This window comes from Streptomyces sp. NPDC046303 (assembly GCF_055588085.1).
This window is the reverse complement of sequence record NZ_JBVJFA010000009.1, coordinates 28,721-47,233: the sequence shown is the minus strand read 5'-3', so window position 1 is coordinate 47,233 and position 18,513 is coordinate 28,721. Positions and strand designations below refer to the sequence as shown.

Sequence of the window (18,513 nt, the reverse complement as noted above, 5' to 3'; positions counted from 1 at the left end):
AGTCATTTTTGCACTACGGACCCACCCCGAGGCCACCCAATACCTGCGCGGCCCGTTCCTCGGCGCCCGCGCCCGCCGGCACGTCGGGGGTGATGCCGCTGCCGTCGAGGCTGCGGCCCGCCGGGGTGCGGTAGGTGCCCACCGTGAGCTCGGCCACCGAGCCGTCGGGGAGCTCGGTCGGCATCTGCACCGAGCCCTTGCCGAAGGTCCGGCTGCCGACCGCCACGGCCCGGCCGCGGTCCTGGAGGGCGCCGGTGACCAGCTCGGCCGCGCTCATGGTGCCGCCGTCCACCAGGGCCACCAGCGGCCGGCCGGTGTCCCCGCCCGGGTCCGCGTACAGGGCGCGCTGGTCGCCCCGTACGTCGTACGTCGCCACGAGCCCGCCGTCCAGGAAGGCGGAGGCGGCCGTCACCGCCTCGGCGACCAGCCCGCCCGGGTTGCCGCGCAGGTCGAGCATGACCCCACCACCGGGCGGGGCCGCGCGGACGGCGGCCCTGACCCGCTCGCCCGAGCCGCGGGTGAAGGAGGCCACCTTGATGACGGTGATCCCGTCGCGCAGCTGCCGTACGGTCACCGGCTCGGTCCGCAGCTGCTCGCGGCGGACGGTCTCGGTGAGGTCGGCGCCGTCGCGGCTCAGGTTCAGCACCACGGGGGTACCGGCCTCGCCGCGCAGCAGGGCGATCACGTCGGTGACGGCGAGGCCGGTGACGGCGTGCCCGTCGACGCTCAGCAGCCGGTCCCCGGCGCGTACGCCGGCCCGGGCCGCGGGGCCGTCCGGCTGGACCCTGTCGACCTGGATCCGGCCGTCGCGAACCCGCCGGGCCCACAGTCCGACCCCGGTCCAGCGGCCGTCGAGGGCGTCGGCGAATGCGGCGTACTCGCCCTGGTCGTAGACGGTGCCCCAGCGGTCGCCGCTGCGGCTGACCACCTCCTGGGCGGCCTTCTTGCCGGACTTCCCGTCGGCGACGGCCTCGGCGGCGGCCCGGGCCACGGCCTCGCGGTCGGCGGTGCCCGTGGCGCGGGGCGGCTCGGGCGCGGCGGCCCCCGTGCCGGCGGCGGCGAGGGCGGCGGTGGTGGCGTCGTCGCGGTCCCAGCACCCGGTGCTCGCGGCGGTTCCGAGCGCCGCGAGGAGAGCCAACGTCACAACGGCCCCGCGACGCAGGTCGCGGGGCCGGAGACAGGAGGCGCGGATACTCGGCAAGTCCGGCATGGCGCCGAGTCTAGGACAAGCCCCGTGCCGGTACGGATGGTTGACCGGACCGCTCACGGGGCGCTCGTCACACCTTCAGGTACTTGCGCAAGGCGAGGAACGCGGCCACGGAGGGCATCAGGAGGCCGATGAAGAGCACGTACGGCAGCTTGCGGACGACCGAGGTCCAGCCCATGAAGTCGATGAGCTGGATCTTGTCCCGCAGGCCGACGCCGTGGTCGATGACGAAGTACTGGCCCGAGACGAGCATCACGCAGGCGAACACGGCGCCGATGAGCCCGGCGACGGCGGCCTCCATGATGAAGGGGACCTGGATGTAGAAGCTGGAGGCACCCACCAGCCGCATGATCCCGGTCTCCCGCCTCCGGCTGAACGCCGAGACGCGCACCGTGTTGACGATCAGCAGCAGCGCCACGATCAGCATGATCAGCATGATGGCGAGGGCCGCGATGTTGAGGTAGTTGAGGATGCGGAAGAGGTCGTCGATGGCCTGGCGCTGGTCGTCGACGGTGTGGATGCCGTCCCGGCCGGCGAAGGCCGAGGTGACCACCTTGTACTTCTCCGGGTCCTTGAGCTTGACCCGGAAGGACTCCTGCATCTGGTCGGGGGTGATGGAGGAGGCCAGCGCCGTGTGCCCGTACTGCTCCTGGTAGTGCTTGTAGGCCTCGTCCGCCGACTCGTAGGCGACGGACTTCACCAGGGACATCTGCTTGAGCTCGGTCTCGATCTGCTTCTTCTGCTCGTCGGTCACCGCGCCCTTGCGGCAGGTGGCGACGCCCGGGTCGCCCGAACCGGCCGCCTTGTTGGCGGCCTCGGTGGCCTGCTCGGCGTCCGACTTGTTGCAGAGGTAGATCGAGACGTTGGCCTTGTCGTACCAGTAGCCCTTCATCCGGGTCACCTGCTCGCGCATGAGCAGGGAACCGCCGAACAGGGCCAGCGACAGGGCCACGGAGATGATGACCGCGAAGGTCATGGTGAGATTGCGGCGGAGGCCGACGCCGATCTCCGACATGACGAACTGGGCGCGCATTGCGTCTCAGGGACCTTTCAGTGCTGGTAGCCGTAGACGCCGCGCGACTGGTCGCGTACGAGACGGCCCTGTTCGAGTTCGATGACGCGCTTGCGCATCTGGTCGACGATCTGCTGGTCGTGGGTCGCCATGATCACGGTGGTGCCGGTCCGGTTGATCCGGTCCAGCAGCTTCATGATCCCGACGGAGGTCTGCGGGTCGAGGTTGCCGGTGGGCTCGTCCGCGATGAGCAGGGCGGGGCGGTTGACGAAGGCACGGGCGATGGCCACGCGCTGCTGCTCGCCGCCGGAGAGCTCGCCGGGCATCCGGTCCTCCTTGCCGCCGAGTCCGACGAGTTCCAGGACCTGCGGGACGGCCTTGCGGATCTCGCCCCGCGGTTTGCCGATGACCTCCTGCGCGAAGGCGACGTTCTCGGCCACCGTCTTGTTGGGCAGCAGGCGGAAGTCCTGGAAGACGGTCCCCAGCTGGCGCCGCATCTGCGGGACCTTCCAGTTGGAGAGCTTGGCGAGGTCCTTGCCCAGGACGTGGACCTGGCCGTGGCTCGCCCGCTCCTCGCGCAGGATGAGCCGCAGGAAGGTGGACTTGCCGGAGCCGGAGGAGCCGACCAGGAAGACGAACTCGCCCTTCGCGATGTCCAGGGAGACATCTCTGAGTGCGGGACGGTTCTGCTTCGGGTAGGACTTGGAGACGCTGTCGAATCGGATCACGGTGCACCACGGTCGCCGGGAGTAGGTGTGCGTGACCATACGCGAACGGGCGCGGGGTGTGGACCCGGCAACCGGACTTGCCCCTTTTATCCCCTGGTCCGGGAGGATCCGGGGCGGGTCGGGAGGCGATTGCCCGGACGGGCCGCGCCGAATGTCGGCGGAGCTGGCACAGTGGTAGGGGGAACGGTCTCGTTCCCGACCGCGTTGTAGTGGATGTCGCAGTGCGAAGGGGACGAGAGGAGGAGCGCATGACATATGACCGGCTCGTGTGCGCGAACTGCGCCGCACCCGTAAGCCAGGGCCGCTGCCCTGTGTGCCGGGCGAACCGGGAGCGCCTCCAGCAGGAGGGCCCCTTCTCCGGCCTGAATCCCGTGGCGCTCATCGCCCTCATGGTGATCCTGGTGGCCGCGCTGGTACTGGTGGCTCAGCAGACCGCGTAGACGTACCGATCATGGCGACTCATGGCGAAAGGGCCCGGACACCTGGTGTCCGGGCCCTTTCCGCGTGCGGTTCGCGTGCGGTTCGCGTGCCGTGGGCTACGCGGTCTGCTCCTGCTGCTTGCGCCAGCGGATTCCGGCCTCCAGGAAGCCGTCGATCTCGCCGTCGAGCACCGCCTGCGGGTTGCCGACCTCGAACTCCGTCCGCAGGTCCTTGACCATCTGGTACGGGTGCAGGACGTAGGAGCGCATCTGGTTGCCCCAGGAGCTGCCGCCGTCCTTGAGGGCGTCCATCTTGGCCTGCTCCTCCTGGCGGCGCCGCTCGAGCAGCTTGGCCTGGAGGACGTTCATGGCGCTGGCCTTGTTCTGGATCTGCGAGCGCTCGTTCTGGCAGGACACCACGATGCCGGTCGGGATGTGCGTGATGCGCACCGCCGAGTCGGTGGTGTTGACGCCCTGGCCGCCGGGGCCGGAGGCGCGGTACACGTCGATGCGCAGCTCGCCCTCGTCGATCTCGACGTGGTCGCTGGACTCGACGACCGGCAGCACCTCGACGCCCGCGAAGGAGGTCTGGCGGCGGCCCTGGTTGTCGAAGGGCGAGATCCGCACGAGGCGGTGGGTGCCCTGCTCGACGGAGAGCGTGCCGTAGGCGTACGGGGCCTTGACGACGAAGGTGGTCGACTTGATGCCGGCCTCTTCCGCGTACGAGGTCTCGTAGACCTCGGTGGAGTAGCCGTGGCGCTCGGCCCAGCGCAGGTACATGCGCTGGAGGCGCTCGGCGAAGTCGGAGGCGTCCACGCCGCCGGCCTCGGCGCGGATGTTGACCAGGGCCTCGCGCTCGGCGTACTCGCCGGAGAGCAGGGTCCTGACCTCCATCTCGTCCAGGGCCTTGCGGACGGAGACGAGCTCCGCCTCGGCCTCCGCGAGGGTGTCCGCGTCGTCCATCTCCTGCGCGAGGTCGAAGAGGACCGCGAGGTCGTCGATCCGGCCGCGCAGGGTTTCGGTCTTGCGGACCTCGGCCTGGAGGTGCGAAAGCTTGCTCGTGATCTTCTGAGCGGCCTCCGGGTCGTCCCACAGGGACGGCGCGGCGGCCTGCTCCTCGAGCACGGCGATATCTGCCCTCAGCTTGTCGAGGTCCAGGACGGCCTCGATCGACCCCATGGTCGAGGAGAGGGACTTCAGCTCTTCGGAAACATCGACGACTGCCACGGGTCCAGCGTAGCCGGTCCGCGGGCGGGGCCGTCCGGGCAGGCCGGATCACCCGTACTGATGGCCGGTCGCACGGGCGTACGCTCACGGTATGACCGTTCTCTTCGTCACGCGCCTCGTGAAGCGCCGGCATGTGGACCACATGCGCGTCACGACGTCGAGCTGTCTGCCGCCGGACCACCCACAAGCCTGATCCACCCCGATCCGACTTGGTCCTGTACGCGGCCCAAGCGGTCCCGGCGCCATCCCTGCCGTGACCCTCCCCACCCGCGGCCCCGCCACCTCTGGGGAACAGGACCCCGTGACATCCGAAACGGAGCCGTCATGCCGTCCGCGCACTCCTCCCAGCCCTCCCAGCCCTCGCTGCCCGTCCTGGACCTCTCCCAGGCGGACGATCCGGCCCAGCGGGCCGCCTTCCTGAAGCAGCTGCACGCAGCGGCCAGGGACACCGGGTTCCTGCACCTCACCGGGCACGGCATCACCGACGCCGAGAGCGCCCGCATGCTGGAGCTGACCCGGGCCTTCTTCGCCCTTCCGGAAGCCGACCGGCTGGCCGTGAGCAATCTCAACTCCCCGCACTTCCGCGGCTACACCCGCATCGGCCACGAGCTGACCGGCGGGGCCTCGGACTGGCGGGACCAGCTGGACGTGGGCGCGGAGCGTCCGGCGCCGGCGGTCGGGCCGGACGACCCGGCGTACCTGTGGCTGGAGGGCCCGAACCAGTGGCCGGCCGCGCTGCCGGAGCTGCGGGGCGTGGTCCTGGACTGGCAGTCCCGCCTGGCGGGGGTGGCCCACCGGCTGCTGCGCGAGATCCTCGCCTCGATCGGCGCCCCGGCGGACTTCTTCGACGCGGCCTTCGCGGACCGCCCCCACCTGCACACGAAGCTGATCCGCTACCCGGGGTCCGACCCGACGGGCGCGGACCAGGGGGTCGGCGCGCACAAGGACTACGGCTTCCTCACCCTGCTCCTGCAGGACTCGGTGGGCGGCCTGCAGGTGGTCCGGGACGGGGGCTACGTCGACATACCGCCGCTGCCCGGTGCGTTCGTGGTCAACCTGGGCGAGCTGCTGGAGATCGCGACGGAGGGCTACCTGACGGCGACGGACCACCGGGTGGTCAGCCCGCCGGGCTCCGTCGAGCGGTACTCGGTGCCGTTCTTCTACAACCCGCGGCTGGACGCGGTGATCGACACGGTGCCGGGCGAGTACCTGCGGTCGGCGCCGGGCATCGCGCACGACGCGTCGAACCCGCTGCACGCGGAGTACGGGCGCAACGAGCTGAAGGGCTGGGTCCGGGCCCACCCGGCCGTGGCCCGCCGCTGGCATCCGGAACTCGTCACGGCGTAGCCCCTACGGCTTGGCCGGGACGGACTGCTTGCCGTCCTGCGGCGGCGGGGTGTCGTCGCCGGAGGCGGCGAGCCACGTGCCGAGGCCCACCGCCGCGGCCAGGGCCACGGCCGACGCGGACAGCACCAGCCGCCGCTTGCGGGCGGCCTCGGCCCGGTGCCGGGCCGAGCCCGGGCGGTGGCCGCCCGCCGGGCGGGGCACCCGGGCCGTGCCCAGCGCGCCGCCCGCCAGCTCCTCGGGCCCCGGCACCCGCATCGAGGTGTGGGTGTCCCGGTTGGAGTCCGTGGCGGAGCCCGGGACGAGCGGGACCACCCCCCGGCGGCGGACCGGATCGGCGGGAGCCGGCTCCTCCGAGGGATCCGGCTCCGGATCCGCGTCGTCCGGCTCGTCCACGTCCAGCGGCGGCATCCCGGCCAGGAGGGGCAGGAGGTCCCGGAGGCGGACCGACAGTTCCGAGGCGCGCAGCCGCGAGGCCGGGGCCTTCGCCAGGCACTGCACGATCAGCTGCCACAGTTCGTCGGGGATGCCGGGCAGGGGGACGACCGTCTCCGTGACGTGCCGGCGCAGCACCGCGCCCGGGTGCCCCCCGCCGAAGGGGGTGAAACCGGCCAGGAGTTCGTAGAGGACGGTCGCCAGGGCGTATATGTCCACCGCCGCCCTCGGGGGCAGCCCCTCGACGATCTCCGGCGCCAGGTAGTCCGGCGTGCCGATGATCCGCGTGGTCGGCGCCGAGGCCCGGCTCGCGGAGGCCCTGCGCGGGGTGTCGATCAGCTTGGCCACGCCGAAGTCGGTCAGCAGCGCCGGGTGGGCGCCGCCGGGGCCGAGCGGGCCCTGCATGTCCAGCAGGACGTTCTCGGGCTTGACGTCGCGGTGGACGACCCCGGCCGCGTGGGCCGCGGCCAGCGCGTCCGCGACGTCCGCGACGATGGCCACGGCCGCCTCGGGGGCGAGCCGGCGCTCGCGGTCGAGGCGCGTGCGCAGGTCCGTACCGCGGACGAGGTCCATGACGAGGGCGAGGTCGTTGCCGTCGACGACGAGGTCGCGGACGGACACGACGTGGGGGTGCTCCAGGCCGAGCAGGGCGCTGCGCTCCTGGACGAACCGTCCGACCAGCTCCTGGTCGGACGCGAGGTCCTCGCGCAGCAGTTTGACGGCGACGGGCCCGTCAGGCCCCTCGCCCAGCCACACCGTGCCCGCGCTGCCGCGCCCCAGGATCTGGTGCGCGGTGTACCGGCTGCCGATCTTCCGTGCCACGACTGCTCCCTCAGCGGCTGGCGTACGCACCAAAGCTACGCGGCCGGATGGGCGTTGGAGGCCAGCAGGGGCCCGGATTCGCGGCGACCTTCACTTCTGCGGGCGAAATCACGTCCCAGAAGTCGACAAATCAACGAACTCGGCGCTACGGCGTCCCGTTCAGGGCTGGGTGGAGCCCGTGGCGTCCCCGATGGTGCCGATCCAGTCGGCGATGTCGGAGCCCCAGCTCCACAGCTGGTCCCACCAGCCCCGGCCGGTGCCGACCCATTCCTGGAGTCCGGTGAACTCCCAGATCATCCAGCCCGCCACGACGAACAGCACGATCATGACCAGGCAGCCCTTGAGGCAGCCGAGGCCGGGGATCCGCACCGGGTTGGCGCTGCGGCGGCGCGGCTCGCGCGGTGCCTGCTGCCGCGGCGGCGGACCCTGCGGGGGCTGCTGCTGCGGAGGCTGCTGCTGCGGGGGCGGCTGCGGCTGGCGGTACTGGGGCTGCTGAGGGGCCTGCGGCTGCTGGTACGGCTGGGGCTGGTACTGCTGCGGAGGCGGCGGCGCGTACTGCTGCTGCGGCGGCTGGCGGTACTGGGGCTGCTGCGGCTGCTGGTACTGCTGCTGCTGGGGCTGCTGGGGCCGGTACTGCGGGGGCGGCGGCGCCTGGCGCTGCGGGCGGCGGCGCAGCGGGTCCTCGCTCGGGTCGAGGTACCGCATCTGCGTCTGCTCGTTGCGGTCGCGGGCGGCGCGCATCTGCGACTCCCACGGATGCGGCTGGTCCGGCTGTTGCACGGGCGGCATCACCGAGGTCGGGTCCGCCCCGCCGGCCGCGCCGACCGGCGGCATGACGCTGGTCATGGCGTTCGGGTCGTACGCGCCCGCAGGCGCGGCGGCGCCCGCCGGCAGCACCTGGGTGGCGTCCGCGGCCCCGACGATGCCTGGCGTTTCGGGGACCGGGGCGGGCGAGGGGTCGGGGGCGAGCAGCGCGCCGACGCCGAGCGCGGCCTCCACCTCGGCGGCCGTGGAGTGCACGCCGATGCCGGCGGCGACCACGCGCAGCCCGCGGGCCAGGCTCTCGGCGCTGGGCCGCTCGTTCGGCTCCTTGCGCAGGCAGCGCTCGATGACGGTCCACAGCGGCTCGGGGACGGACGCGGGGCGCTGCGGGTCCTCGCTGAGGTGGCGGTGGAGCACTTCGAGCGCGGTGCCGCCCGCGAAGGGGGGCCGGCCGGTGAGCAGCTCGTAGAGCAGGATGCCGGCGCCGTAGATGTCGACGGCGGAGGTCTGCGGGCGGCCCTCGGCGGATTCGGGGGCCACGTAGGCCGGGGTGCCGACGAACTCGTGGGTGCGGGTCAGGCCGGGGGAGTCCGCGAGGCGGGCGATGCCGAAGTCGGTGAGCATCGGGCGCATCTGTCCGCCGCGCTCGTCGACGAGCACGTTGGCGGGCTTCAGGTCGCGGTGGACCACGCCGTCGGCGTGGCTGGCGGCCAGCGCGTCGGCGATCTGCGCGGTGAGCAGGCTCGCGGCGACGGGGGTGAAGGGGCCGTTCTCCCGGAGGTACTTGTGCAGGTCCGGGCCGTCGATCAGGTCCATGACCAGGGCCAGCAGATCGCCCTCGACCACCAGGTCGCGGGTGCGCACGATGTTGGGGTGCGTCAGGCGCAGCAGGACGGAGCGCTCCCGCAGGAAGCGCATGACGATGTCCGCGTCCTGGGCGAGCTCCTCCTTGAGGACCTTGATGGCCACGGTCTCGCCGGGCTGCCCGGCGACGGCCGCCTCGGCGCCCGCGGTCTCCCGCTGGCGGGCGCGCCAGACGGTGCCCGTGGCGCCGCGCCCGAGCGGCTCCTCGAGCAGGTATTTGCTGCCGACTGGCCGCACGTCTCGCGCTCCCCTGCTGTCGTCTTCTGTCGTACGGAATGTCCGACCCACTCTAGGGGGTGTCCCCATGAAGGACGTCGGGTGCCGGAGGTTGGTTGCCGCACATATGTACGAAGGGTGATGTTCGGGTGGTATGCCGGAGGCGATTTTCCCCCACCGGCTGTCCGATCCGGGTGAGGTCCGCGCCATGCGGCGACCGATCAAGATCAATTGTCGGCGGGTGCCGGGCGTGTTGTCCGCGACAGGTGCGAGGATGCACCCGTACGGAACGGCACGGGCGGGAGCCGCGCCTTCCGGCAGACCTGACCGGACGACGCGTCCGTGCCGGGCGGGGGGCGGTCGGGCTGTGATGTGCCGGCGTTCACCCGCCGGGCGCACACACCGCGCACCGCGCAGAAGGGACCGCTGACGGCGATGCAGATCCGGCTGACCGTCCTTGGGTCGCGCAGCGGCCACCAGCCCTCGACCGCCCCGGTGAGCTGTGACGTGCTCGTCACCGCGCCCGCCGGCACCGCGCTGGCCGCGGTCGCCTCCGGGCTCGCCGCGACGGTCGGCGGACCCGACACCGGGGGCACGGTGATCCTCTACGCCGGAGCCGAGCGGCTCGACCTGCAGCGCCGGGTGCTGGGCGAACCGCCGCTGGTGGACGGGGCGGTGGTGGCCCTGCACGGTCCGGTCCCTGACGTCCTGCCCGAGGAGAGCCTCGGCGCGCCCCAACTGCACGTGGTGGCCGGTCCCGACGCGGGCGGGGTGCACCTGCTGCACAGCGGGCAGATCAAGATCGGCCGCTCCGCCGACGCCGACGTCCCGCTGGACGACCCCGACGTGTCCCGGCTGCACTGCGCGGTGACCGTGATGGGGGACGGGCGGGTGGCGGTGGCCGACCTGGACTCGACGAACGGCACCACCCTGGACGGCTCCCCGGTGGGGCCGCAGCCGGTGGCCCTGCCGCCGGGCAGGCTGCTGCGGGTGGGCGAGTCCACCCTGCGGCTGGCCCCCGCGGCCGCCGCTCCGCTGCCGGTGACCCCCGACCTGGAGGGCCACCTCGCCCTCGGGGGCCCCGGCCCCTCCGCCGCCACACCCGGCCCGCCCGGCTCGTCCGGCCCGTCCGGCCCGCCGCCGGCATCGCGCCCCGCCCTGCCCGGCGCGGGCTGGACCGGCACCCCGGGCTCGGCCCCCGACCCGTACGCCGCGGAGTCCTCCGCCGGCGCACCGGCGGCCGCCGCGGAGCCCGCCCCCGGCGAACCGGCCGCCGGCCGCCGCAAGGGCCTCGGCGCCTGGGCCCGCAAGTGGGTGCGGGGCGAGGAGGCCGCCGCGGCGGCCGGCCCGGCCGCCGCGGCCGCCACCGCCGCCGTACCCGACCCCGACGACCCGGCCGCGCTGCTGCTGGCCGCGCTGGGCCCCACCGAACGCCTGTGGTCCCGTACGCCGGGACACCCCGGGGTCCTGGACGTGGGACTCGGCGCGGGAAGCCGGGTGTCGCTGCGCACCGTGGGAGCCCTCGGCATCGCCGGCCCGCGCGCCCGGCTGACGGGACTGGCCCGCTGGGTCGTCGCGCAGCTGGCGGGGCTGCACGCGCCGGCGCAGCTGGAGATCGTGCTGGTCTCCACCGACCGGGCGCGCGCCCTCGCCGACCGGCGCCGCGACTGGGCCTGGCTGGGCTGGCTGCCCCACGTACGGCCCGCGCACGGCCAGGACTGCCGGCTGCTGCTCGCCTACGACCGCGACCAGGCGACCGCCCGCGCCGGTGAGCTGGCCCGGCGCCTCGACGACAGCCCGCTCGGTACGCACTGGGCCGCCGCCGATCCCGAGCGGGTGCGGCAGGCCGCCGACGCCTACGAAGGCCCGTACACCCTCCTCGTCCTGGACGGCGATCCCGGCGCGGGCCCGCTGCGCGACCTCACCGGGCGGCTCGCCTCGCACGGCCCGGCCGCCGGGATCCACGTCCTGGCGCTGGCCGAGGCTCCGCCCGCCACGCCCGCCTCCCCGGTCGCCGAGACGTACGAGGCCGCCTGCGCGAGCACCCCGGCCTTCCGGGACTGCGGCGCGGTCGCCCTGCTCAGCGGGGACGTGGCCACGACCGTACGGACCTTCGCGGTCCGCGGCGGCAGGCCGGACCCGAGCGGCACGGCGGCCACCGCCGACGCCGTGTCCGCGGCCTGGGCCGAGCGGTTCGCCCGGGCCCTGGCACCGCTGCGCGCCGACGGCGCGGGCAGCGCCGAGCCCTCCCGGCCGGCCGCCGCCACCCTGCCCGCGACCGCCCGGCTGCTGGACGAGCTGGGGCTGGCGCGGGCCACCCCGGCCTCCCTGATGGCCCGTTGGGCCGCCGCCACCGAGCAGGGCCAGGCGGTCGGCGGGCTGGTCGAGCTGGTGCTCGGCAGCGGACGGCGCGGCCCGGTCGGCACCGAACTGGTCCACGACGGCCCGCACCTGCTCATCGAGGGACCGGCCGGCAGCGGGCGGACCGAGCTGCTGCGGTCGGTGGCCGCCTCCCTGTCGGCGGGCGCCCGGCCCGACCGGCTCGGGCTGGTCCTGCTCGACGGGGCGGGCGGTGAACGCGGCGACGGGCTGCTGCCCTGCACCGAGCTCCCGCACGTGTCGGCCCACCTGGTGGCCTCCGATCCGCTGCGGATGCGGGAGTTCGCCCAGGCGCTGGGCGCCGAGCTCAAGCGCCGTGCCGAGCTGCTGGAGGGGACGGCGTTCGCCGACTGGCACGCGCGGCGCGAGCTGTCCGACCGGATGGTCTCGCCGCGCCGCCCCTCGGAGGCCGAGCTGCGCGGCGACCTCGACCCGCAGCGTTCGGGCACGCTGCGGCTGCGCTCGTCACTGGCGGCGGCGCGTACCGATCCGGCCGGGCCCAATCCGCTGCCCCGCCTGGTGGTGCTGGTGGACGACTTCGACGCGCTGGTCGCGCCGGGGCTCGGCAGCACCGGCCGGCCCGCCGCCGGTTCGGTGGTGCGGGCGCTGGAGGCGGTGGCCCGCGACGGCGCCCGGCTCGGGGTGCACCTGGTGGCGACCACTGCCCGCCCGGACCGGACGGCCGACACCGTCCTGGCCCGGCCGTCGACCCTGCGCGTGGAGCTCGACGCCCCCGACCAGCCGGGCCCCGGCCGCGGCCTGCTCCGCTACCCGGACGGCCGGACGGTGCCCTTCCAGGCGGGCCGTGTCACCGGCCGGATCCCCCGGACGGCGACCCAGCGGCCGACCGTGGTGCCGGTGGAGTGGGAGCGGATGGGTGACCCGCCGGCCCGCCGCCCGGTGCGCGAGCTGGGCAACGGGCCGACCGACCTCGCGCTGCTGGCCAGTGCCCTGGAGCGGGCCTCGCACCTGGTCTCGGCGATACCCGTGCTGTTCCCGGCCGCGCCGTAGGGTGCCCAAACCCCGCCCCGTCCCCCCGAGGCGGTATTGCGGGGTCGCGCGGGTCGGCGTAGACCTTGTGGTCCGGGACACACCACGGGCATCGGGGGCACAACCATGCGCAGGCGCGGAACGAGCCGTACGACACTCAGCTGGGCGGCGCTGGCCGCGGCGGGCGCGCTCACGCTCGCCGCGTGCGGCGGGGGCGGGAGCGGGAAGGACGAGCCGGCCCAGGGCGGTACGGTCCAGACCCCGAGCGTGGCGTTACCCCAGCTGAACGGCGAGAAGCTGGAGGTCGCGGCGGTCTGGACGGGACCGGAGCAGGAGAACTTCACCAAGGTCCTCAAGGAGTTCGAGAAGCGGACGGGGGCCTCCGTCACCTTCGTCCCGGCCCAGGACCCGATCGTCACCTTCCTCGGCTCCAAGATCGCGGGCGGGGCGCCGCCGGACGTGGCGCTGCTGCCGCAGGTCGGGGCGCTGGTCTCGGCGGTGCAGAACAAGTGGGCGCAGCCGGTGGGCCCGGAGGCCCAGGCACAGCTCGACAAGAACTACTCGGCGGGCTGGAAGACGCTCGGGGCCGTCGGCGGCACCCAGTACGGCGTCTACTACAAGGCCGCGAACAAGTCGCTGATCTGGTACAACGCGAAGGCCTTCGAGGCGGCGGGCGTCAAACCCCCGGCGACCTGGAAAGAACTGCTGACCGCGGCCGACACGCTGTCCGCCTCCGGGACGCCGGCGGTCTCCGTCGCCGGCGCGGACGGCTGGACCCTCACCGACTGGTTCGAGAACGTCTACCTCTCCCAGGCCGGCCCGGAGAAGTACGACCAGCTGGCCAAGCACCAGATCAAGTGGACGGACGACAGCGTCAAGCAGGCCCTGACCACGCTGGGCGAGCTGTTCGGGCGCAAGGACTTCCTGGCGGGCGGGCCGAGCGGGGCCCTGTCCACCGAGTTCCCGAAGTCGGTAACCCAGACCTTCACCGGTGGCGACCGGCCGGCCGCCGCGATGGTCTACGAGGGCGACTTCGTGGCGGTGAACATCGCGCAGACCGAGGCGAAGGTGGGCACGGACGCGCTGGTCTTCCCGTTCCCGGCCGTCGGCGCCAAGGCACCGGTGGTCTCGGGCGGTGACGTGGCGGTGGCGCTGAAGCCGTCGAAGGGCGCCCAGGCGCTGCTGACGTTCCTGGCCTCGGCGGACGCGGCCGCCATCCAGGCCCGCGAGGGCGGTTTCATCTCCCCGAACAAGGCGGTCGACATGGCCGCGTACCCCAATGACATCCAGCGCGGCATCGCCAAGGCGCTGATCGCGGCGGGCGACGACTTCCGCTTCGACATGTCGGACCAGGCTCCGGCGGCCTTCGGCGGCACTCCGGGCGCGGGTGAGTGGAAGGCCCTCCAGGACTTCCTGGCGAACCCGTCGGACGTGGCCGGCACCCAGGCCAAACTGGAGGCGGACGCGGCCAAGGCCTACGGGAACTGATTCCGGTGACGGCCAAGGCCACCGCCCCAGCCGCCGCCCCGGCAGCCCCGGCCTCCCCTGCGGGCCGCAGTGCCCGCTCGGCCGAGGCCAGGCGCCGCCGCCTGATAGCGGCGGCGTTCCTCCTGCCGGCCCTCGTGCTGCTCGGCGCACTCGTCGTGCATCCCATCGGCTACTCGATCTACCGCAGCTTCTTCGACCGTCCCGGTACCGGGTTCGTCGGTGGTGACAACTACCGCGAGATCCTGCGCGATCCGACCATCCGCACCGCGCTGAAGAACACGGCGCTGTGGGTGGTGCTCGCGCCGACCACGGCCACCGCCCTCGGCCTGATCTTCGCGGTGCTCACCGAACGGGTGCGCTGGGGGACGGCGTTCAAGCTGCTGGTGTTCATGCCGATGGCGATCTCGATGCTGGCGGCGGGCATCATCTTCCGCCTCGTCTACGACCACGACCCCGACCGGGGGGTCGCCAACGCGGTCTGGGTCGGGGTCCACGACACCTTCGCGGAGTCCTCGGCCTTCCCCAAGGCCCGGCCGGGCCGGGACTCTCCGCTGACCGACGCCGGCGGGGGCGCCTTCGTGACCCGCGATCCCGTCCGGGCGGGCACCCCGGTGCTGCTGCCGCTGGTCGGCGTGGCCCCGGAGGCCCTGCCGGAGGGGACCCGTACGGCCACGGCGGCGGCCGCCGAGCCCGGCAAGGTCACCGGGACGGCCTGGCAGGACTTCGCGCGCGGCGGGGGCGGCCGTACCAACGCGGTCGACCCGGCCGAGCCGGCGTTCGCCGGAATGCGGATCGAGGCGGTCAAGGACGGCCGGGTCGTCGACACGGCGACGGCCCGTGCCGACGGCACCTTCACGCTGTCCGCGAAGGCCGACGGGGCGCAGCTGCGCCTGCCCGCGGCGAACTTCCGCGAGGCGTACGCGGGGGTCCAGTGGCTGGGCCCGGCGCTGGTCACCCCGGCGGTGATCGGGGCGTACGTGTGGATGTGGGCCGGTTTCGCGATGGTGCTGATCGGGGCCGGGCTGGCCGCCGTACCGCGGGAGCTGCTGGAGGCGGCGCGGGTGGACGGGGCGAACGAGTGGCAGGTGTTCCGCCGGATCACCGTGCCGGTGCTCGCGCCCGTCCTGGTGGTCGTGCTGGTCACCCTCGTCATCAACGTGATGAAGATCTTCGACCTGGTCTTCGTGATCGCGCCGGGAGCGGTGCAGGACGACGCGAACGTGCTCGCGCTCCAGCTGTACCGGACCTCCTTCGGCACGGACGCCGATCCGGGCCTGGGCAGCGCCATCGCCGTGCTGCTGCTGGTGCTGGTGGTCCCGGTGATGCTGGTGAACATCCGTCGGCTGCGGAAGGAAGGGGCCCGATGAACGGCACCGGCGGGACGGTCGGCCGACTGGCCGCGCGGGCGGCGGGCGGGGCCGTGCGCGTGTTCCTGGTCGCGGCCGCGCTCTTCTGGCTGCTGCCCACCTTCGGCCTGCTGATCTCCTCCTTCCTCTCCCCCACCGACCTGAACAAGGGCGGCTGGTGGCAGGTGCTGACCGCGCCCGCACGGCTGACGGCCGGGAACTACGAGCGGCTGCTGGCCAACGACACGATCACCGGCTCGCTGCTGAACACCGTCGCGATCACGGTGCCGGCGACCCTGCTGGTCGTCGTCCTGGGCGCGTTCGCCGGCTACGCCTTCGCGTGGCTGGACTTCCCCGGACGGGACTGGCTGTTCCTGGTCGTCGTCGGGCTGCTGGTCGTCCCGGTGCAGGTGGCGCTGATTCCGGTGTCCGAACTCTTCGGCTCGATCGGGCTGTTCGAGACCACCGCGGGCGTGGTGCTCTTCCACACCGCCTTCGGGCTGCCGTTCGCGGTGTTCCTGCTGCGGAACTTCTTCGCGGAGATCCCGCGCGAGCTGCTGGAGGCGGCCCGCCTGGACGGAGCGGGCGAACTGCGGCTGTTCGCCCGGGTGGTGCTGCCGCTGGGCGGCCCGGCCATCGCCTCCCTGGGCATCTTCCAGTTCCTGTGGGTGTGGAACGACATGCTCGTGGCGCTCGTGTTCGCGGATTCCGCGAACCCGCCGGTGACGGTGGCGCTCCAGCAGCAGGTACGGCAGTTCGGGAACAACATCGACGTGCTGGCGCCCGGCGCCTTCCTGTCGATGGTCGTTCCGCTCGTGGTCTTCTTCGCCTTCCAGCGGCAGTTCGTCTCGGGGGTGATGGCGGGGGCGGTCAAGTAGCGGAGCGGCAGAGGCCCAGGCGCCAGACGACGGCCGACGTGCGGCGTTGACGCTGCGTAACCCGATTGCCACACCCTGCGTAACCCGAACAGCACACCGGGGGTTGCCTGGCGAAACAGCCCGTGCCGACCCCTGGATGTGCCGTGCCCCGGTTCAGCGTCATCGTGCCCGCGTACAAGGTCCAGGCGTACCTCCAGGAGAGTCTGGACTCGGTCCTGACGCAGTCGTACCCGGATCTGGAACTGATCGCGGTCGACGACACCTCCCCGGACGCCTGCGGCTCGATCATCGACGAGTACGCGGCCCGGGACCCGCGGGTGACCGCCGTGCACCTGCCGCACCACCTCGGGCTGGGCCCCGCCCGCAACGCGGGCCTGGCCCGGGCCACCGGCGACTACCTCCTCTTCCTCGACGGCGACGACACCCTGGCCCCCGGCGCCCTGCAGGCCGTCACCGACCGGCTGAAGGCCACCGGCTCCCCCGACGTCCTGGTCTACGACTACGCGCGCACCTTCTGGACGGGCGAGGTCGTCCGCAACCGCCTCGCGCACCGGCTGTCCGAGGAGGGCCCGGCCAGCTTCCGCCTCGCCGACCGGCCGGCACTGCTCGGCATGCTGATGGTGGTGTGGAACAAGGCGTACCGCCGCGAGTACGTGGAGCGCGAGGGCCTGCAGTTCCCGCCCGGCTTCTACGAGGACACCCCCTGGACCTACCCGGCGCTGCTGGCCGCCGAGTCCGTCGCCGTCCTGGACCGGGTCTGCGTCCACTACCGCCAGCGCCGCACCGGCTCGATCCTGACCACCTCCAGCCGCCGCCACCTCGACGTCTTCGACCAGTACGACCGGGTCTTCTCCTACCTCGCGGGCCGCCCCGAGCTGGAGCGCTGGCGCCCCGCCGTGCACCGGCGGATGGCCGAGCACTTCTGCGCCCTGTACGCGGACCCGCGCCGCCTCCCGCGCGCGAGCCGGGCCGAGTTCTTCAGCCGGGCCTCCGTGCTGCTGCGCCGCTACCGGGCCCCCGGGGCGCAGGCGCTGTCCCTGTCCCGGACCGACCGGGTCCGCCACCTGCTGATGCGGCTGGGCACGCGGCGCACGTACCGGCTGCTGTCCGTCCTCCGCTCGGCCGGCCTGAGCGCCGGACGGGGCGCCTCCACGCTGTGGCGGGGCCTGCGCGAGAGCGCCCTGCGGCTGCACTACCGCACCCAGCGCCTCCTTCCGCTTCGGCCGGAGCTCGCGGTCTTCTCCGCGTACTGGCACGGCGGCTACGCCTGCAACCCGGCGGCGATCGAGGCGAAGCTGCGGGAGCTCGCGCCCCGGATGCGCACGGCCTGGATCTGCGACCCGCGGCACGCCGCGACCCTCCCCCGCGAGACCGCCCACCTGCGGCCGGGCTCGGCCGCGTACTGGACGGCCCTGGCCAGGGCCACGTACCTGGTCACGAACGTGAACTTCGAGCGCACCCTGGTCAAGCGCCCCGGTCAGATCGTGGTCCAGACCCAGCACGGGACCCCGCTCAAGCGGGTGGGGCTCGACCTCCAGGACCGGCCGGCGGCCACCCCGACGACGGACTTCGCGGGTCTGCTGCGCGGCGCCGACCAGTGGGACTACCTGCTCTCCGCGAACCGGCACTCCACCCTGGTCTGGGAGAAGGCCGTCCCCTCCGCCTACACGACGCTGGAGTACGGCTACCCGCGCAACGACGTCTTCCACCGGGCCACCCAGGCCGAGGTCCTGGGCCTGCGCGAACGCCTGGGCATCGCGGCGGGCTCGACGGTGATCCTGTACGCGCCGACGCACCGCGACTACCGGCGCAGCCGGCCGGACCACCTGGACTTCGAGCGGGTGCTGCGCGATCTCGGCCCGCGCTTCACGATCCTGAGCCGCACCCACCTCACGTACGCGGGCGCCGGCGCCCACGCGCCCGTGGAGGCGCACCCCCGCCTCCTGGACGTCTCCTCGCACCCCTCGGTGGAGGAGCTCTGCCTGGTCTCGGACGCGCTCGTCACGGACTACTCGTCCCTGATGTTCGACTACGCGGTGCTGGACCGGCCGATCGTGATCCACGCGGACGACTGGGAGGCGTACGAGGCGGCCCGGGGCACCTACTTCGACCTGCGCACCTGTCCGCCGGGCGCGATCGCCCGGACCGAGGACGAACTGGTGGACATCTTCGCCACGGGCCACTGGCAGGGCTCGCGCTCGGCCCAGCTGCGGGCGGCGTTCCGGACGCGCTTCTGCTCGTTCGACGACGGCCACGCGGCGGAGCGCGTGGTGCGCCGCGTCTTCCTGGGCCAGCCCACCCCCCTCCCGGCGATCACCCCCCTGGAAGACCGCCACCCCACCCCGGCCGCCCCCGCCCCCTCCCCGGAACCGACACTGGCCCACGTCTGGCCGTAG

At 73.5% G+C, this 18,513-nt stretch carries 13 protein-coding genes; 7 read left to right on the top strand and 6 right to left on the bottom strand.

The features are described from left to right. Positions 1 to 13: 13 nt before the first annotated feature. The 3 genes from ACZ6I1_RS11680 to ftsE all read right to left on the bottom strand — a co-directional run bounded on the left by ACZ6I1_RS11680 (position 14) and on the right by ftsE (position 2,947). Complete coding sequence (locus tag ACZ6I1_RS11680) at positions 14 to 1,210, bottom strand: S41 family peptidase (RefSeq protein WP_469285940.1); 1,197 nt, start codon at positions 1,208 to 1,210, stop codon at positions 14 to 16. A 67-nt stretch (positions 1,211 to 1,277) separates the two neighbouring features. After that, entirely contained in the window at positions 1,278 to 2,240 is a 963-nt protein-coding gene (gene ftsX, locus ACZ6I1_RS11675) for a permease-like cell division protein FtsX (protein WP_469285938.1), read from the bottom strand. Between the two features lie 17 nt (positions 2,241 to 2,257). Continuing rightward, complete coding sequence (gene ftsE, locus ACZ6I1_RS11670) at positions 2,258 to 2,947, bottom strand: cell division ATP-binding protein FtsE (protein ID WP_069923855.1); 690 nt, start codon at positions 2,945 to 2,947, stop codon at positions 2,258 to 2,260. A 248-nt stretch (positions 2,948 to 3,195) separates the two neighbouring features. Between ftsE and ACZ6I1_RS11665 the strand changes: the two genes are divergently transcribed. Further along, positions 3,196 to 3,387 carry a hypothetical protein gene (locus ACZ6I1_RS11665; RefSeq protein ID WP_215018373.1) on the top strand — a complete coding sequence of 64 codons (192 nt, stop codon included), beginning with the start codon at positions 3,196 to 3,198 and terminating at the stop codon, positions 3,385 to 3,387. A 96-nt stretch (positions 3,388 to 3,483) separates the two neighbouring features. Here ACZ6I1_RS11665 and prfB read toward each other — a convergent pair whose 3' ends face one another. After that, entirely contained in the window at positions 3,484 to 4,593 is a 1,110-nt protein-coding gene (gene prfB / locus ACZ6I1_RS11660; protein WP_469285936.1) for a peptide chain release factor 2, read from the bottom strand. A 324-nt stretch (positions 4,594 to 4,917) separates the two neighbouring features. Between prfB and ACZ6I1_RS11655 the strand changes: the two genes are divergently transcribed. Continuing rightward, positions 4,918 to 5,940 (top strand): isopenicillin N synthase family dioxygenase, encoded by a 1,023-nt coding sequence (locus ACZ6I1_RS11655; protein ID WP_469285934.1) that lies wholly within the window; start codon positions 4,918 to 4,920, stop codon positions 5,938 to 5,940. 3 nt (positions 5,941 to 5,943) lie between these two features. Here the strand turns inward: ACZ6I1_RS11655 and ACZ6I1_RS11650 are convergent, their stop codons facing one another. After that, positions 5,944 to 7,194, bottom strand: a complete 1,251-nt coding sequence (locus ACZ6I1_RS11650) for a serine/threonine-protein kinase (protein ID WP_469285932.1) — start codon at positions 7,192 to 7,194, stop codon at positions 5,944 to 5,946. A gap of 159 nt (positions 7,195 to 7,353) precedes the next feature. After that, complete coding sequence (locus ACZ6I1_RS11645) at positions 7,354 to 9,057, bottom strand: serine/threonine-protein kinase (protein ID WP_469285930.1); 1,704 nt, start codon at positions 9,055 to 9,057, stop codon at positions 7,354 to 7,356. 414 nt (positions 9,058 to 9,471) lie between these two features. Here ACZ6I1_RS11645 and ACZ6I1_RS11640 point away from each other — a divergent pair, with 414 nt between their 5' ends. The 5 genes from ACZ6I1_RS11640 to ACZ6I1_RS11620 all read left to right on the top strand — a co-directional run bounded on the left by ACZ6I1_RS11640 (position 9,472) and on the right by ACZ6I1_RS11620 (position 18,513). Then, positions 9,472 to 12,426 (top strand): FHA domain-containing protein, encoded by a 2,955-nt coding sequence (locus ACZ6I1_RS11640; protein ID WP_469286262.1) that lies wholly within the window; start codon positions 9,472 to 9,474, stop codon positions 12,424 to 12,426. Between the two features lie 105 nt (positions 12,427 to 12,531). Further along, positions 12,532 to 13,893, top strand: a complete 1,362-nt coding sequence (locus ACZ6I1_RS11635) for an ABC transporter substrate-binding protein (protein WP_469285928.1) — start codon at positions 12,532 to 12,534, stop codon at positions 13,891 to 13,893. A gap of 5 nt (positions 13,894 to 13,898) precedes the next feature. Further along, positions 13,899 to 15,260: a carbohydrate ABC transporter permease gene (locus ACZ6I1_RS11630; RefSeq protein ID WP_469285926.1), complete on the top strand. Its 1,362-nt coding sequence runs from the start codon at positions 13,899 to 13,901 to the stop codon at positions 15,258 to 15,260. After that, positions 15,257 to 16,117 (top strand): carbohydrate ABC transporter permease, encoded by an 861-nt coding sequence (locus ACZ6I1_RS11625; protein WP_469285924.1) that lies wholly within the window; start codon positions 15,257 to 15,259, stop codon positions 16,115 to 16,117. Before ACZ6I1_RS11630 ends, ACZ6I1_RS11625 begins: the two co-directional genes overlap by 4 nt. Positions 16,118 to 16,260: 143 nt before the next feature. Then, positions 16,261 to 18,513, top strand: coding sequence for a bifunctional glycosyltransferase/CDP-glycerol:glycerophosphate glycerophosphotransferase (locus ACZ6I1_RS11620; RefSeq protein ID WP_469285922.1), 2,253 nt, complete (start codon positions 16,261 to 16,263; stop codon positions 18,511 to 18,513).

Coding starts and splice junctions, on each gene's coding strand:
- ACZ6I1_RS11680 (WP_469285940.1), bottom strand. CDS start 1,210: ATGCCGGACTTGCCGAGTATCCGCGCCTCCTGTCTCCGGCCCCGCGAC.
- ACZ6I1_RS11655 (WP_469285934.1), top strand. CDS start 4,918: ATGCCGTCCGCGCACTCCTCCCAGCCCTCCCAGCCCTCGCTGCCCGTC.
- ACZ6I1_RS11625 (WP_469285924.1), top strand. CDS start 15,257: ATGAACGGCACCGGCGGGACGGTCGGCCGACTGGCCGCGCGGGCGGCG.
- ACZ6I1_RS11640 (WP_469286262.1), top strand. CDS start 9,472: ATGCAGATCCGGCTGACCGTCCTTGGGTCGCGCAGCGGCCACCAGCCC.
- ACZ6I1_RS11665 (WP_215018373.1), top strand. CDS start 3,196: ATGACATATGACCGGCTCGTGTGCGCGAACTGCGCCGCACCCGTAAGC.
- ACZ6I1_RS11635 (WP_469285928.1), top strand. CDS start 12,532: ATGCGCAGGCGCGGAACGAGCCGTACGACACTCAGCTGGGCGGCGCTG.
- ftsX (WP_469285938.1), bottom strand. CDS start 2,240: ATGCGCGCCCAGTTCGTCATGTCGGAGATCGGCGTCGGCCTCCGCCGC.